At 35.9% G+C, this 17323-nt stretch carries 17 protein-coding genes; 1 reads left to right on the top strand and 16 read right to left on the bottom strand.

The window, feature by feature from the left end; genetic code table 11:
* Window positions 1-195: 195 nt before the first annotated feature.
* From I586_RS08770 to licT, 8 genes are all read right to left on the bottom strand, one after another.
* Window positions 196-1428: an ABC transporter permease gene (locus I586_RS08770; RefSeq protein ID WP_010765499.1), complete on the bottom strand. Its 1233-nt coding sequence runs from the start codon at window positions 1426-1428 to the stop codon at window positions 196-198.
* Window positions 1425-2135: an ABC transporter ATP-binding protein gene (locus I586_RS08765; RefSeq protein ID WP_010765500.1), complete on the bottom strand. Its 711-nt coding sequence runs from the start codon at window positions 2133-2135 to the stop codon at window positions 1425-1427. Before I586_RS08765 ends, I586_RS08770 begins: the two co-directional genes overlap by 4 nt.
* Before the next feature lie 11 nt (window positions 2136-2146).
* A complete protein-coding gene (locus I586_RS08760) occupies window positions 2147-3310 on the bottom strand; it encodes an efflux RND transporter periplasmic adaptor subunit (RefSeq protein WP_010765501.1) in 1164 nt (387 codons plus the stop codon).
* Window positions 3311-3509: 199 nt separating this feature from the next.
* A complete protein-coding gene (locus tag I586_RS08755; protein WP_010765502.1) occupies window positions 3510-4157 on the bottom strand; it encodes a TetR/AcrR family transcriptional regulator in 648 nt (215 codons plus the stop codon).
* 146 nt (window positions 4158-4303) lie between these two features.
* Complete coding sequence (locus I586_RS08750) at window positions 4304-4885, bottom strand: nucleoside/nucleotide kinase family protein (RefSeq protein WP_010765503.1); 582 nt, start codon at window positions 4883-4885, stop codon at window positions 4304-4306.
* Window positions 4886-5079: 194 nt separating this feature from the next.
* Window positions 5080-6528, bottom strand: a complete 1449-nt coding sequence (locus tag I586_RS08745; RefSeq protein ID WP_010765504.1) for a glycoside hydrolase family 1 protein — start codon at window positions 6526-6528, stop codon at window positions 5080-5082.
* 83 nt (window positions 6529-6611) lie between these two features.
* Window positions 6612-8501: a beta-glucoside-specific PTS transporter subunit IIABC gene (locus tag I586_RS08740; protein ID WP_010765505.1), complete on the bottom strand. Its 1890-nt coding sequence runs from the start codon at window positions 8499-8501 to the stop codon at window positions 6612-6614.
* Window positions 8502-8684: 183 nt separating this feature from the next.
* Window positions 8685-9527 carry a BglG family transcription antiterminator LicT gene (licT, locus tag I586_RS08735; RefSeq protein WP_010765506.1) on the bottom strand — a complete coding sequence of 281 codons (843 nt, stop codon included), beginning with the start codon at window positions 9525-9527 and terminating at the stop codon, window positions 8685-8687.
* 372 nt (window positions 9528-9899) lie between these two features.
* Between licT and I586_RS08730 the strand changes: the two genes are divergently transcribed.
* Window positions 9900-10520, top strand: a complete 621-nt coding sequence (locus tag I586_RS08730; protein WP_010765507.1) for an FMN-dependent NADH-azoreductase — start codon at window positions 9900-9902, stop codon at window positions 10518-10520.
* 54 nt (window positions 10521-10574) lie between these two features.
* Here the strand turns inward: I586_RS08730 and I586_RS08725 are convergent, their stop codons facing one another.
* The 8 genes from I586_RS08725 to atpD all read right to left on the bottom strand — a co-directional run bounded on the left by I586_RS08725 (window position 10575) and on the right by atpD (window position 17259).
* A complete protein-coding gene (locus tag I586_RS08725; RefSeq protein ID WP_010765508.1) occupies window positions 10575-11732 on the bottom strand; it encodes an AI-2E family transporter in 1158 nt (385 codons plus the stop codon).
* A gap of 4 nt (window positions 11733-11736) precedes the next feature.
* Complete coding sequence (locus I586_RS08720) at window positions 11737-12099, bottom strand: PTS glucitol/sorbitol transporter subunit IIA (RefSeq protein WP_010765509.1); 363 nt, start codon at window positions 12097-12099, stop codon at window positions 11737-11739.
* Window positions 12100-12246: 147 nt separating this feature from the next.
* Complete coding sequence (locus tag I586_RS08715; RefSeq protein ID WP_010765510.1) at window positions 12247-12876, bottom strand: 3D domain-containing protein; 630 nt, start codon at window positions 12874-12876, stop codon at window positions 12247-12249.
* Between the two features lie 416 nt (window positions 12877-13292).
* Window positions 13293-13466: a DNA-directed RNA polymerase subunit beta gene (locus tag I586_RS17105; RefSeq protein ID WP_010765511.1), complete on the bottom strand. Its 174-nt coding sequence runs from the start codon at window positions 13464-13466 to the stop codon at window positions 13293-13295.
* A gap of 14 nt (window positions 13467-13480) precedes the next feature.
* Entirely contained in the window at window positions 13481-14779 is a 1299-nt protein-coding gene (gene murA, locus I586_RS08710; RefSeq protein ID WP_010765512.1) for a UDP-N-acetylglucosamine 1-carboxyvinyltransferase, read from the bottom strand.
* A gap of 106 nt (window positions 14780-14885) precedes the next feature.
* Window positions 14886-15122 (bottom strand): DUF1146 family protein, encoded by a 237-nt coding sequence (locus I586_RS08705; RefSeq protein ID WP_010765513.1) that lies wholly within the window; start codon window positions 15120-15122, stop codon window positions 14886-14888.
* Window positions 15123-15415: 293 nt separating this feature from the next.
* Entirely contained in the window at window positions 15416-15835 is a 420-nt protein-coding gene (locus I586_RS08700; RefSeq protein WP_010765514.1) for a F0F1 ATP synthase subunit epsilon, read from the bottom strand.
* A 17-nt stretch (window positions 15836-15852) separates the two neighbouring features.
* Window positions 15853-17259, bottom strand: a complete 1407-nt coding sequence (atpD, locus tag I586_RS08695) for a F0F1 ATP synthase subunit beta (RefSeq protein WP_010765515.1) — start codon at window positions 17257-17259, stop codon at window positions 15853-15855.
* Window positions 17260-17323: the final 64 nt, after the last annotated feature.

Below are 17323 nucleotides of genomic sequence, written 5' to 3'. Positions count from 1 at the left end.
CAAATGCTCTTTTCAAAATAATAACAAATATAGGAAATTTTTGAGAAAAAAATATTTTCACGCTAGACCAATTAAAAAATATAAATGCAGAAGTCTGTGCTACTTTAAGGTAGACCATTCGAAAATAATAAAACAATAAAAGATGCTGAATATCCAATTCAATCATCTTTTATTGCCCATTATTTAGTCAAATGTTTAATTATAAATTGCTTTGATTGGATCCATTCTTGATGCACTAATGGCCGGAATGATTCCGAATACAACCCCTGTAAGAATAGACACGACTGTTGATACTACAAAAATCGCTGGTGTCATAACTGGAACAATATCCACAAAGCCACCTACTAAATTTGAAAGAAGATAGCCCAACCCAACTCCGACTAATCCTCCAAGTAACGTAATAAACGCCGCTTCCAGTAAAAACTGCATTAAAATCATCCTTGGTTTTGCTCCAATTGCTCTGCGAATACCAATTTCACGTTTTCTTTCTGTAACGGAGACATACATGATATTCATTACACCGATTCCACCAACCAGCAAAGAGATCGCTGTGACCGCCATTAAGAACATAGTAATCCCGCCAATTGCTTCTTCCATTTGTTGTTGATTTTTTTGATCTAAATCATTTTCTTTAAAAATCCCTTTAACATCTGGATGATTTTCATTTAAAGTCGTCACAGCTTGTGTAATCACTGCTTGCTTGTCTGCTCCATCTTTCAACTTAAAGTTGATGCCACTAATTGATTTTGACATAGCTAGTTTATTGTATGAACTTCTTGAAACAAAACTACTATAAACAATATTCCAATCTAAAGACATCGCTTCAGTGTTGTCTAATGCCCCATAATCAAATGGTTCTAAAATTCCAATCACCTTATACATATAGCCATTGATGGATACCGCTTTGCCAATCAATTCGCCTGGGTCACCCATCTTCAAACTCATATCAAAAACATCATGATTCAATATGATTACGTCTTTATTGCTATCTCGTTCATCAAAATCTCGTCCATATTTCACTTTATTTTGACCCCTATTAGACGTAACCATTAAATTCGCTTTAGCGCCAAAATAGTCCAATTGAGTATCCAGGTTATCACCCATCAAACCATCCCCATATTGAGGGTAAATTGCTTCCACACCTTCGATATCTCTTACTTTTTTTAGGTCAACTCTGGAAAAACTATAGTCGGGTTCTTCATACGTCATCATGCCATCGGTGCTCTCTTCTTGCATTGTGTAATGAAGTTTGACTAGATTCGTATTAGTACTTGTTGCTGACATTACTTGTTTTTTCATTCCTTCTCCAAGGGTCGAAATCGTTACAACGGAGGTAATTCCAATGATAATTCCGATCATCGTTAGAAAAACTCGAAGTTTATGCGCTCGCAAACTCAACAATGTACTAATCAGTAAATTTGAGATCATTGAATCACCTCTTCTTCAAGAAAACGACCGTCTTTCATATGGATCACTCTAGTAGCATACTTTTTCATATCACTATCATGTGTAACCATTACAATCGTTTTCCCCTGTCGATTTAGCTTTGTCAACAACTCCATGATTTCCGTTCCAGTCTCACTATCCAGCGCACCTGTCGGCTCATCTGCCATGATCAAAAGAGGATCGTTGACCAAAGAACGGGCAATTGCTACACGTTGTTGTTGTCCACCTGATAGTTCATTGACCTTTGCTTTTGTCTTTTCACCTAAACCAACTAACTCTAAATATTTTTCAGCGACTTTACGTTTTTCTTCATTGCTTTTTTTCCCTTCATAAACACAGGGCAACTGCACGTTTTGACTAACATTCAAAGAATTGATCAGAAAAAATTGTTGAAAAATAAAGCCAAGATATTCATTTCGAAACTCAGATTTCTTATTCTCAGACAGCTTAGAAACATCTTCTCCTTTAAACATATAATTGCCATCAGATACACGATCTAAAAAGCCAATGATATTCATCAAAGTCGTTTTCCCGCTTCCAGATTTTCCCATGATCATAATGAATTCACCTTCATTGATCGTCAAATCCAATGATTTTAATACATGCAATTTTTCTTTCCCAACAGGAAAATATTTATTGATCCCTTGCATTTGAATGAGAGGTTGCGGTTTTCGCTCTTGTTGCATCATATATGCTCCTCCTATTCTTTAGCAGCGGATGTTGCTTCGCCATTTTCTTCACTAGCTTCTCCGATTAGATCGCCTTCTTTGACTTGTTTCTTCGATGAAACAATAATCCGATCCGCTGATTCTAAGCCTGAATGGACCACCATATTTTCCCCTTTTTCTTCGCCTACTTGAATATCGCGACGAATAACCGAACCAAAGTCATTTACTAAAACATATTTTTTCCCATCTTGATCATGAATTGCTTTTTTAGGAACTTCAATCGGCTTATTTTCCCCTATATTGATCGTCGCTTGCATATGATAGCCATTTTTGATGCCCTCTAAACTATCAAGTGCTAATTTTACATCATAAGTCGACATTGAAGCTTCTGCATTTGCATTTTCACTTTGTGCTTGATTTCCTTGTGCTTCTGGTGGATTATCATCAATATATGAAATCTTACCTGTAACGGTTGTTCCACTTGAAACCACCGAAAGATTCGCTTTTTGATCGACAGCTATTTTCATTAAATCTTTTTCGTTTACTTTTCCAGCAACATATAAGCCATCTGAGGTTAAACGAAGAACTGGTGCATTCTCATCCTTGACTTCTGGAATTGATACTCGACCTTTAAATTTTGCTTTCGTTGAAATAAATTGTTTTGTTGACAAGTCAGCAATCGTTTCGTTGGAGAAAAAAATTTCTTCATCTACTCCATCGATTTCCGCTTGATGTTGCTCTTCAATCGCAGCTCCTGTTGTCGTTCGATCTTCTTCTTTCGTTTTATTAAAATTATCAATTGCTCGATTCCATTTATTGTATATATTCTGTTTTTTTGTAGCCAGCTTACTTAACGTATTGTTTTGGGCTTCGATTTCTTTTGTAACCTCTTTATCCTCATACGTAAATAGTTCTGTTTCTGGCTCAACAACATCCCCATTTTTCACTTTTATTTCCGGAATACTAGTCATTTTTGTATCTTTTGAAAATGATTCTGATTGTTCTGGCTGAACAATACCATTGATGTATACCTGTTCAATATCAGGGACTTCAAAATAATCAATTCCAAAATCTTCGGCAATCGTTTTCATTTCTTCCTTACTTTCTTTCCCGCCACCGAATAGAGTTGGCACTAGAAAAACACCAATCAGTACCAATAAAACTATCCCTACAATAATCATTGTTTTCTTTTTCATAAGTCTTCCACTCATCTCCTTTTCACTTTGCTTTGTTATATTTTTAGATCCTATTCTTTCATTTAAACACTATTCTCTATGCGTTACAAGTGACATTTTTGTAATTGTGCATCTATTCTGACTTTTAAAACAATTAAAAACTAGAATGAAATTAATTCTTTAATTTCCATTCTAGTCTTTTTTATATTTAATTTTTTTACTATTTACAAGCACCCTTTTTCAACCAATTTAACTTTGTCTTAAAATGACGAATGATTTCTTCAATGTCATATTCAGAATTTTCTTCAAGTTTACGATACCCTTCCGTTATTGAAGAAAAAACAATATTCATGAGCATTTGCATCAACATTTTAAATTCTTGCTCATCGTAAACCGTCAATTTGGTAAGGTCGATTTGTCTATAAATTGAGTATTCATCCCGTTTTTCTTGGCATGTCTCACTCTTTCTATCATTTGGTGTAACATGGGGAGAAACTCGATTCGTTGCGTAATAATCCAGATTCATAAAAAGATTTTGATAAAAGCGTGAATGTTGCCCTATTAACACTTCAAAAATCATTTTTGAAAAATAATTATCGATTCCTTCAAATAAATCGCCTTCTGCTTCTTTGATAGCTTGTTCAATATTCTTTTTACTATCTTGTCTCAATAGATCAAAATAATAGTAATAAAGATCTTCTTTATCTTCAAAGTACTGATAAAAACTGCCTCTTGGTATTTCTGCTAGCTTCACAATATTAGCGATTGAGGCTTCTTTCAAAGAGGTTCTAGAAAATTCGATTGAAGCAGCATCCAATAGCCTAAGCTGTTTCTCTTCAGGCAAATGAAAAAAAGTCTTTTTTGGCATTTAATGCATTCCTTTCCCAAGTATGACACTCCGTCATATAAAACTATGTCATTATAGCATCCTAAAATGAAAAAGCAACCAAATTCCGTACAATTCTCTTTAAACTCTTAGTCGCTAAGCGCTACTAAACGATACGATGATTTTCGCTAGTTTTCTTTAATCACTTCATTTACAACTTTTTTTACATCGTTCACAACCTCTTCAAATGATTGGTTTCCATCAATTATGAAATGAGGTGTATAGCTAGTTACTATTTTTTTATTTTTAGATTCTCTATCATATAATGCCGCTCGCTGAGCAATGATGGTTTCATCATCTTCTCTCGTTTGTAATCGTAATAATACATTTTTTTTAGAAACTTCTAAAAAAATCGGAATTACCATCTTTCCAAATTGTTTTTCTATCGCCTGAAACCCTTTGATTGTTAGAACATCATAGGCATAATGATCTCTGGTTTTATTGATCAGCTCAGCGACTCCTACACCATATTGATTTTTATGATAAATATCATGTTCTGCTAATGCTTCAGAATTTAATAAACGCTCAAATTGGGCTTTTGTTTCAAAATAATAATCTACACCCGCAATTTCCTCTTTTCGTATGGGTCGGGTAGTATGGGAGATCACTTTATAGGCTATTGGAAAAACCGCCTCTGCTACTTTCGTCTTTCCAGAACCACTAGGACCAATAATGACAAAGAAAGGATGGTTTAGTTTTTTGACCTTCATTATTCATTCCCCCTTATTAACTTACTATACAACAATGAGAACTCGTCTTCAATTGTAAAGAAATGAGGTATTGATTATACACGCCTCATTTGCTTTTCTCTTTAAAGAATGATGAAGTATTATTTTCTACTAAAAAATAGAGCTAAGACATAACTAGAATAGTTACATCTTAACTCTGATTTCATTATTTACTTTTACTTTAGATTTTGGCCATTGGTTGCAATCACTTGTTTATACCAATTAAATGATTTTTTCTCATAACGATTCATCGTACCTTCACCATTATCGTCTAAATCAACATAGATAAAACCATAACGTTTACTCATTTCACCTGTTGATGCACTCACTAAATCGATACAGCCCCAAGGTGTGTAGCCCATTAAATCAACGCCATCTTTGATTGCATCTGACATCGCTTCGATGTGACGACGTAAGTAATCAATACGATAGTCATCTTCTACATAAAAGTTTTCGTCCACTTTGTCGATTGCACCTAGACCATTTTCTACGATAAATAATGGTTTTTGGTAACGATCATACAATTCATTCAATGCAATTCTCAATCCTTCTGGATCAATTTGCCAGCCCCATTCGCTTGCTTCTAAGAATGGATTGCGTACACCGCCTAATAAGTTTCCTACGACTGTATCTTCTTCTACAGCTGTTTCATTGACTGCTGAAGACATGTAGTAACTAAAACCGATATAATCTACTGCATATTTTTTCATTAATTCTAAATCATCTGCACCAATTTCTAAGTCAGATACACCATATTTATCAAACATCCGTTGTTGATATGCTGGGTATTCTCCGCGAACTTGAGCATCTGTACAGTAAAAATTAAATTCTTGATTCTGTTCTAACGTTGCCATTTGATTGATTGGATTTGCATCAATGCTGTAAGTTGTCGCGTAAATGATCATACAACCAATTTGCATTTCTGGATTGATTTCATGACCGATTTTCACTGCTTTAGCACTAGCAACAAATTGATTATGCCATGCTTGGAAAACATTTTGATAATCGCCTGCACCAGTCGCTTTGACCATTCCTTGGCTTAGTGCTGGAAAATGGAAAGCAGAATTGATTTCGTTGAATGTCATCCAATACTTCACTTTTTTTCCATAACGTGTTAACACAACAGTTGCATATTTTTCGAAGAAATCGATCATTTTACGATTTTTCCAACCACCATATTCTTTCGCTAAATGTAACGGCATTTCATAGTGAGAAATAGTGATAACAGGTTCAATACCATGCTTCAAACACTCGTCAATCACTTGATCATAAAAAGCTAATCCAGCTTCGTTTGGAGTTGCTTCATCACCTTTAGGAAAGATTCTAGTCCAAGCAATTGAAAAACGGTAACATTTGAACCCCATTTTTGCAAATAGCGCAATGTCTTCTTTAAATCGGTTATAATGATCAATACCGCGATGATTTGGATAAATAAATTTATCTTCATCAATTTCCCAATTAAATGTCTCACTACCTAAAATTTGGAAGCGTTGTTTGCCACCAGGCATTGCATCTGCTACAGAAAGTCCTTTACCGTCTGAACGATAAGCACCTTCTAATTGATTGGCTGCAGTTGCCCCACCCCATAAAAATCCATTTGGAAATGCAGTTGTTTTTGTTGACATATATATTCCTCCTCATTTTAAAAGCTGATTAAGCACGTTCTGTTAGCTAATCTTACTAGTGTCATGTGTAAACTTAACGTTAATTAACGGACAATTGCTAAGAAATCCTCACCATGCAATACGTCAGTTTGATCCATATCCAACACATCTAAATAATCTCCGCTATTTGTAACCACAACTGGTGTCACAATAGGATGACCAGCTGCTTTGATTTTTTCAATATCAAATTTAACTAATAAATCTCCTTGTTTCACTTTATCGCCTTGTTTGACTAGTATTTCAAATCCGTTCCCATCCATCTCAACTGTGTCCATACCGATATGCATCAATACTTCCGCACCGTCTTCTGTAGTGATCCCAACGGCATGACCAGTTGGAAATAGGGTTGTGATTTCTCCATTAGCAGGTGCATAAAGCTCACCTAATGTTGGTTCAATTGCAATTCCTTTACCTAATGCTCCAGATGAAAATACTTGATCTTCGACTTTATCTAAAGGAACGATTGTACCAGTAATTGGGCTTGTTAAAACAATTTTATCACCTTTGTTCCCATTTTGCGCTTCTAAACTAGTATTGTTTTCTTTCTTAACTGTTTCATTACTAGCTTCTGTTTTATCATCAAATTTTAAAATAAACGTTAATACAAATGCAATCACAAATGCAATTGCTGTTCCGATAACTGCTGCGATCAAACCAGATGTATCTTTTGTATCTTGCGGAATAAAGCCTGGTAAGCTTAATAAGCTAATCAAACCAAACACATAATTTTGAACATGACTGAACCCGATAAATGCTCCACCAACAGCACCACCGATACATGCTGCGATAAATGGTTTTTTAAGTGGTAATGTTACACCATAAACAGTTGGTTCAGTAATCCCAAATACAGATGTCATTGCAGATGAAAGAGCCAATCCTTTTAATTTTACGTTTTTTGTCATAAAGAAGACTGCTAATGCTGCCCCACCTTGAGCTAAAACAGCTGGTAATAACATTGGTGCCATTGTGTCAACTCCACCACCTGCTTGTGATAGGTTAAGCATCATGATTGGCACAAAGCCCCAGTGCATTCCAAACATAACAAATACTTGCCATAAACCACCCATTACAGCTCCAGCAATAATTGGACTAAAGCCATAAATACCATTGTACCCTTTTCCTAATAAGTCACCTAAAACTGTACCGATTGGACCAATTGCAATAAACGTAACTGGCGCCATTACTAAGAATACCGCTAAAGGAACACAAATAATTTGCAAGAAAGAAGGAATGACTTTCTTAAAGAAACGCTCAACATAACTTTGAACATAAACTGCTAAAATAATTGGGATAACAGAAGATGTATAGGCACTTGCCCCAATAATTACAGGAATACCAGCAAAAGTCAGAGGTTGTCCTGCTAAAGCAGTAATGCTAGGATGAACAAGCGCCATTGCTAGACAGACAGCCAAAAACTGATTTGTTTTGAATTTTTTTGCTGCAGTAAATGCTAGTAGAATTGGTAAGAATGTAAAAATCCCATCTGCTATTGCAAAAAGAACAACATAAACACCAGATTCAACAGTCAACCAATTCAATGTCACAGCAAGTGTCAAGAAGCCTTTTAAAACCCCAGCTCCAGCCATCGCACCAAGGAAAGGCGTAAAGATAGAAGAAATAATATCAATCAATTGATTAAAAATATTGCCTTTTGGTCCTTCGTCTCTTTCAGTATCATCATCACCTAAACCACTATGTGCCATTAACTCTTTATAAACATCACTGACATGGCTTCCGATTACAACTTGATATTGCCCACCACTACGAACCACTTGGATCACATCAGGATCTTGATTTAATTGTTCCGTGTTCGCTTTTTCCTCATCTTTTAATTTAAAACGTAAGCGTGTCGCGCAGTGGACAACACTATTCACATTTTCTTCTCCGCCAACGAGTCCTAAGACACGTTCTGCAATTTCTTGATTTTTACTCATTTTATATGCCTCTTTTCCTTAATTTTTTATATAAAAAAACCTAAACTGAAAAAACAATGATTTTCTCCACGTACCAAAAAAGGTAACAGTGAATCATTTGTTTTTTCAATCTAGGTTTTGCCTGCTAAACAGTAACAATCCGCTTCGATTGAAAGCTAAATTTTAATAACAAAAAGTGAAATACTAAGCCTTTTTTTCGCCGACCACTCGTTGAATATGAATGGTCAAATAAATTTGTTCTGCTTTGTCGATTGGCTTTTGGTATTTTTTTACAAGATAATCGTTGATTCTTTGTACTGACTGAAAAGCTTTTGGGTATTTACTTTGGATCAACTCATATAAGAAGTCATCTTCCTCATCGTGTGCTTCATTTTGCAAGTAACGTTGCGCAAAATATTGTAAGTGCGTCACGATCCGTTGATAATTTAATGAATCCTCATCAAATGGTTTACCAAAATAACGGCTAATGATTGTTAAAATGTCTCGTACCATTTCAGTCGCTGACATTGTTACTTCCATATTTCCATTGGCTTGTTCACTGTTGACGATATGAAATGCAATAAAACCTGCTTCGCTTTCAGAAAAATCGATGTTCAATTTGTCCTTGATCAAGGCTACACCTTTTCTAGCAATCGCAAATTCTTTTGGGTAAAACTTTTTTGTTTCAAACATCAAAGGATTAGGCATCTCAAGGCCTTCTTTCGCTCTCAAGATCGCATAGTGTACGTGATCCGTTAATGTTAAGTAAATATTAGAGGATAGCTCGATCCCAAGATCTTCCTCAGCTATATCTACGATTTTTTTTACGATTTCTACTTCTTCTAACGGAATATCTGCAAATAACTGTTGAAACTGTCCTGAGGTGATAGAATCTTTAAGGACAAACTCTTTTTCAACAAAAGTTGGATCGATCACATCTCCAATTTTTTTCTGAAATGCCAGTCCTCGGCCCATACAGACAATTTCTTCACCTGATTCATTTTTTGTCATGACGACATTATTGTTTAAAATTTTTTCAATATTCATGATGACCCTCACTTTTACAAATACAAATGAAAAAAACCTAGAATCCGCCCAAATAAACTACTATGGAAGATTCAGGTTTTGCCTGCCGAACAGTAACAATCCTCATTACATGCAAAGCATAACATTATTTTTATTTATTTGCAACCCTTTTCAATAAACAAGTAAAAAAATGTTTTAACAATCATTAAGAAGAGACGCACGATTTAAATCAATAGCTATCTATGCTTTCTTTATTATTAAAACAACTATTCAATCATTAGATACTTGTTTTTTAAAGAATTTTACCCAAAAACATTGATTTTCTTACTTTTTATTAGTAAAATAGTTTTTGTTCATAAATAATGATACCTCGGTATTCAAAGGAGATTTTACATGTCAAAATTACTTGTAGTTAAAGCGCACCCACTTACTAAAGAAGAATCACGTTCTGTACGCGCGTTAGAAACATTTTTAGAAAGCTATCAAGCTCAAAATCCAACTGACGAGATCGATGTTCTGGATGTCTACGCTGACTTCGTTCCAGAAATCGACGAAGAATTACTTTCTGGCTGGGGTGCCTTACGCACTGGTACTGAATTTACAGCTTTAAACGAAAGCCAACAAACAAAAGTTGCACGTTTTAACGAATTAACAGACCAATTTCTTGGAGCAGATAAAGTAGTGATTGCTAATGCTTTATGGAATTTAAATGTACCTACTCGTTTAAAAGCATGGGTTGATACAATCAATGTAGCTGGTAAAACGTTCAAATATACAGAAGAAGGTCCTAAACCTTTAACGAATGGTAAAAAAGCATTACACATCCAATCAAATGGTGGCTTTTATGAAGGACAAGATTTTGCTTCTCAATATGTAAAAGGAATCTTGAATTTTATTGGTGTTTCTGACGTTGATCAATTATTCATCGAAGGAATCGACCACCATCCAGAAAAAGCTGAAGAATTATTAGGTGCTGCAATGGACCAAGCTACAGCTTTAGGTAAAACATTTTAATCATACAAAAAAGGATAAGCTATAACGCTAAGCGTTATAAAGCTTATCCCTTTTTTATTCTAGTTTGTTTACTTCTTCTTCATGATACAAACTTGAAACATCTTTATACCATTCAAATATATGCGTAATTATGACCTTAGCTGCAGCGTAAACGGGTATACCCAAGATAACACCCACAACACCAAATAACTTTCCAGATGTCAACAGCACCACTAAAATCGTTACAGGATGAATATCTAGCTGACTCCCTAATACTAATGGAGAAATAACCCGTCCTTCAATTGTCTGCTCAATCACGAAAACAATCAACACTTTAACGAGCAACACAGGACCGCCAACAATTCCTAAAAAGATTGCTGGAACCATTGCCAAAAACGAACCAAGATAAGGAATCAAATTAAGAAACCCAGCTGTTATCCCTAAAGTAATTGCATAATCTAGTCCGATAAATGAAAAACCTATAATAAACATTACCGCTACTGCAAAAGCGACTGTCAACTGACCTCGAATATAAGAAGAGACTTGTGAATTGACCTCTCCTAAGACTTTTAATGTAGGTTTGCGCATTTTATTCGGTAAGAATTTCATCAAGTAAGGCGCTAGTTGTTTGCCATCTTTCAATAGATAAAATAAAATAAACGGCATTGTAATGATCGCCACAACAACTGTAGCCACCGCACCAACAAAACTCCCTAAACCTTGAACCGTAAACGTAGAAATATTACGGATGATATCTCCTAATGAGCTGATCAGTTTATCTCCCATATCTTCGAGTTGACTACGGAACTGAGCAAAGAAAGGATCTCCTAAAATCTCTTGCATTTTCTTATCGATCGTATCGATGTATTGAGGAAAATGATTACCAAAACTTATGGTCTGTTCTTGAATTTTTGGAACAATCACAACAAGTCCCCAAATAATCAAAGCAATCACGATAATAAATAGTCCAACTATACTCCAAATACGAGGTACTTGTTTTTTCTCTAAGTAATCAACAACTGGGTTCATTAAATAATACAAAATCCCAGCCATGATCAAGGGTAGTCCTACAACTCCGATAAACTGCCAAACTGGTTTAAATAAATAAGATACCTTTGTGAAAACCAATAAGATCAGTAAAATCAAAAGTACAATCAATAAGGCTGTTACTACTTGGTTATTTAAAAACCAACGCCAAAACCAAGAAAAGCGTTTATCTTTTTCTTTTTCCATTCAATCACACTCCACGAGAAACATATTCTATCGTCGTTCCGACTTTGATTGTTGGAAACGCATCAGGCGTAAGATACAACCCATTCACAATGGCATCATCATTGGGCGCATCAGCAAAAACCAAAGTCACGTGGGCAATACTATTTAAGTTATCATTAGCAAAAGGACCCACATAATCGATCGTATATTCTTGTTTATCGATCTTTAATAAATCCCCTTTTTTTAATTCCAAAGTGTGTGTTTCTTGAAACGTTTGGATCACCGAATATTCTTTTAAACCTTCTGTGGCACTTTCACCAAAAAGTATGATCATCGGCTCTTTTTCATCTAGTGCTCGAACACCAATTTCAGTAACTATTGCTTTCATCCGCGTATCGCTCCTTCTCCACTTAATCACTCTTCATTATAACATATAACTTTTTTTCTTAGTTGATAATTTGGTCTTTGCAAAATGAAAAGCCGAACCAGACTTTATTTGTCTCGTTCAGCTTTTTGTTTTAACTATTAATCATTATTAAGATAAGATCGTGACTGCGACTTGTCTTCTACCCCAGTTGATACAGGCCGCAACATCAGAAAAATGAAGGTCGATGATGTTTCCTTTAATTGCCCCACCAGTATCACTAGCAATTGCTTCTCCGTACCCTTCGACATATAATTTTGTCCCTAAGGGAATCACACTTGGATCCACAGCTATTGCCATAGGATCTACGCGTAAATCTTGTCCCATTGCGGTCAGATTCCCACCACCAATGAAGCCTTCGTTACAAGAGTATGCCGTAGCTTCCATCATCATAGTTTGGCCCTGAGGTTTATCATTCGCAGCTTGTTTATTTTCCGCTTCAGCTTTTGCCCTTGCTGCTTGTTCTTTCTTTACTTTTTCTGCTTTCGCTTTTGCAGCTTTTTCTTTTTTGATTTTTTCTTTATTTACAATGTCTGTCTTAACTAAATTAAACGCTTTGCCATCTGTCAATGAATGGATCATTGTGCTAGACAACTCTTGAGCTGCCTCTTCCGACACAACTGTATAATTCGTTAACCCTTTGATCTCATTATTTTTATTTTCTGCTGCATAAACTGGAATTACTGATCCCGTAACAAAGCAAGAAATGATAAATAAAATTGGTAACCATCTTTTCTTCATTGAAAAGTTTCCTCCCTAAAATTCGTACGAAAGCTATGATAGCACGTGATATAACGAAGATGGTTACTATTTAATTAAACGTACGTTACAGCATCTTAGAAAGCGTTTTACTCTTTGTTACATTGGAAATATTCTCATATTTTTATTAGTAATTTTAGCAAATACACCTTTGCTTACGCCCATCAAATCAGCTTCTTATTTTTTTACATTAGAAAAATAAAAAAAGTACATGCTGCCTCTTTATGTTATATTTTTACCCAATAATCTAAATAAACGTACAAATAAATGGTTGAAAAAACCTTATATTACAGTATCTTTACGAAAAAACCAGGAAATATAGCGATATAACTACAGTTATTTTTAGCAAAAAAATCCAAACGAAAAATTCGTTTGGATTTATACTGTATGAATACGTATTAAAAAAAGTCTAGAATATGAGCCCAAATTTCTTCTTTGAACACATCTTTTGGATTTCCTCCACCGACTACTCCATAACCGATCATTGTACCGGCAACAAATAAAATAATCACTAAGGCAATCACTACTAAAACTTTCAACAAAGTCACTATGATATAGCGTGTCGAACTCATATCTATTTCCCCTTTTAGCTAACTGGCGACAGTTTATTTTCTGTCACTTTTTCGTCGTTTACTCGTTCCACTTTAGCTCCTAATTTTTGAAGTTTTTCATGGAATTTATAGTAACCGCGATCTAAATATTCTAAATGTGATACACGAGTAATACCTTCCGCACGTAATCCTACTAAAATCAAAGCAGCAGCGGCACGTAAATCTGTAGCTTCTACAGCTGCACCTTGTAATGCTTGAGTACCATTAATAATAGCGATATTTCCGTCTATTTTTACATCAGCATTCATGCGTTGCATTTCTTCTAGGTGTTGGAAACGATTTTCAAAAACAGTTTCAGTTACTACACTTGAACCGTCCGCTACCATTTGCATTGCAGTCATTTGGGCCTGCATATCTGTTGGGAAACCAGGATGTGGTAATGTTTTGATATCAGTTGGTTTAATTACTTTAGGACCAATAACACGTAAACCACCACGTTCTTCACGGATGACAGCACCCATTTCAGTCAATTTAGAGATAAGTGGACGATTGTGCTCAGGAATCGCTTCTTCGATCAACACATCACCTTCAGTCATCGCAGCTGCAACCATGAATGTACCTGCTTCGATACGATCTTGAACAATCGAATGTTCAACTGCATGAAGTTTGTCCACACCTTCGATACGCATCATTTCAGTACCAGCACCAACGATTTTAGCGCCCATTTTATTCAGGATATTCGCTAAGTCGACGATTTCAGGTTCTCTAGCAACATTTTCGATCACTGTCATGCCTTTTGCTTTGACAGCCGCCATCATAATATTTTGAGTGGCACCTACACTTGGGAAATCCAAATAAATCGTATTTCCAATCAATTCATCTGCAATGGCTTCAATATAGCCATTTTTTTGGATGATTTTTGCGCCAAGCGCTTGGAAACCTTTTAAGTGTAGATCAATCGGTCTTTTACCAATCGCACATCCACCTGGCATAGCAACCTTTGCATGACCGTTACGAGCCAATAAAGGACCCATAACAACGATTGAGGCTCTCATTTGACTAACATACTCATAATTAGCCTCGATACCTAACGGTTGCGTTGCATCTATTGTGACTTGGTTTTCTTCTTCATTAAATTCAATATCTACGTTTAAATGTTTGATTACTTGATTCATTGTAAAGACATCAGACAGGATCGGTACATTATTTAATGTTGTTGTTCCTTCTTCTGCTAAAAGGGTCGCTGCTAAAATTGGTAATACTGCATTCTTAGCCCCTTCAATTTTCACAGTTCCTTTTAATTGGTTACCACCATGAACAATAATCTGTTCCATTTTGTTCCCCCCAAAAAAGTTAGAATTGGATGCTTCGATCCAAAATCTTTTCTATTATACCACTATTTGTCAACAATTAGTACCTTTTCTTTTTATTCATCGATCCTTATGGAAAAATAACAATAAATAAGTTGCGACATAGCGCAAGAAACTCTAAGAAAAACGAGCTTACCGTGTATCCGATAACGATTGAAAACAGAACGATCAGTAACCGTACTTGAGAGGTTTGATGAGCCTTGAAGAACTGTTCTATTCTAATTGATTGCATCGCCCAAAAGCTCACATAAATAAACATCATGTGGCAGATGATTCGAATCACTGCATCAAGACCAAAAAATTGCATAGATACTCTCCTTTATTTAAAGCGTAACTCATGAAACTAGTTAACCTCAAAACGATAATAGGCATGTTTCACTTCGATAAAAACAACTATCCCTGTTTTTTTGCTAACCGTTACAGTTTATTTTTGGCAAAGCTGTCGCAGCTCCACTAAGTACATAAAATTAGTTTATCACAAATAACTGAAAACAAAAAATAAAGATTCTTAATTTTTTCAAAAGAATATATGTATGTATAACTTTTATAAAGAAAAAGCGAACTGAGACTTTAAAATCTGCCTCAGTTCCTTTTATTTTTTTACGTATGTTTTGACACATTGATTCGATTGATTGCACGATGAAGAGCAACTGTTGCACGGCGTAGTTCATCCGTATTTGCATTTTCTTTCGCTTTTTCAATCATACGTTCAGCTCGTTGTTTTGCACGTTCTGCACGGCTTACATCAATATCTCTTTCACGTTCTGCACTATCAGCAATGATTGACACTACATTATCACGAACTTCCATAATGCCACCATTGACCGCAATCCAATCTACGTGTGTATCAGAGTCTGTTCTTTTTACACGAACTTCATCGATCGCTAAAGGAACAATGATTGGTGCATGTTTAGGCAAGATCCCAATTTCACCATCTGTTGTTTTTGCAACAACGATCATTGCATGATGATCATAAACCAATCCATCAGGAGTCACCACATTGACAGTTAAACAATCCATTTCTGTGTCTCCTCCTTTTAGTAGTTCAATGTTTTCGCTTTTTCTATAACATCTTCGATTCTACCAACGCTACGGAAAGCTTCTTCTGGTAGATCATCGTATTTTCCGTCAAGAATTTCTCTAAATCCTCTAACAGTTTCAGCAACAGGAACATATGAACCAGGTTGTCCTGTAAATTGTTCAGCCACATTAAAGTTTTGAGATAAGAAGAATTGAATACGGCGAGCACGACCAACCAAGATTTTTTCTTGATCAGATAACTCATCCATCCCTAAGATGGCGATGATATCTTGTAACTCACGGTAACGCTGTAATACATGTTGCACTTCTGTTGCTACAGCATAATGCTCGTCACCTACGACTTCTGGTGCTAAAGCACTTGATGATGAAGCTAACGGATCAACGGCTGGATAGATACCCATTTCAGTTAAACGACGTTCTAAGTTCGTTGTTGCATCTAGATGGGCGAATGCTGTTGCCGGAGCCGGGTCAGTATAGTCATCGGCTGGCACATAGATTGCTTGGATCGATGTGATAGACCCTTTTTTAGTAGACGTAATACGTTCTTGCAATTGACCCATTTCAGTCGCAAGTGTTGGTTGGTACCCAACGGCTGATGGCATCCGACCTAATAAGGCAGACACTTCAGAACCTGCTTGAGTGAAACGGAAAATATTATCAATGAACAATAATACGTCTTGTCCTTCAACATCACGGAAATATTCCGCAATCGTTAAACCAGTTAAGGCTACACGCATACGCGCACCAGGAGGTTCGTTCATTTGACCAAAAACCATGGCTGTTTTTTCGATAACGCCAGAGTCTTTCATTTCAAAATAAAGGTCATTCCCTTCACGAGTACGTTCACCAACACCAGTAAACACAGAGATACCACCATGTTCTTGGGCAATGTTGTGAATCAATTCTTGGATCAAAACAGTTTTACCAACACCGGCACCACCGAACAAACCAACTTTACCACCTTTTAAATAAGGAGCTAATAAGTCGATAACTTTGATCCCAGTTTCTAAAATTTCGTTACTTGTACTTAAATCTGCAAAATCTGGCGCTTTTTTATGAATACCGCTACGTGTTGCATCTTCTGGAAATGGTTCTTCCAAGTCGATAGTATCACCTAAAACGTTGAAAACACGACCCAATGTTTCTTTCCCAACAGGGACAGAAATTGGTTTGCCTGTATCAATAACTTCCATTCCGCGTTGTAATCCATCTGTCGATTCCATTGCGATCGAACGGATGACACCGTCCCCTAATTCTAAAGCTACTTCTAAAACGACTTTTTGTTTTTCTTCGCCGTTTTTATAAACGACTAATGCATTGTTTATATCTGGTAAGGATTGATCTAGTGAAAATTCCACGTCAACAACGGGACCGATTACTTCAACAATCTTTCCTGAACTCATGTGTCTTTCCTCCGTTTCGTTTGAAAAAGGTCATAAAAATAGTGTTAAAGTGCATGCAGTTGGA

Origin of the sequence: Enterococcus moraviensis ATCC BAA-383, assembly GCF_000407445.1 — a bacterium.
Taxonomy (GTDB): Bacteria; Bacillota; Bacilli; order Lactobacillales; family Enterococcaceae; genus Enterococcus_L; species Enterococcus_L moraviensis.
This window is presented reverse-complemented; position numbering and strand designations above follow the sequence as displayed.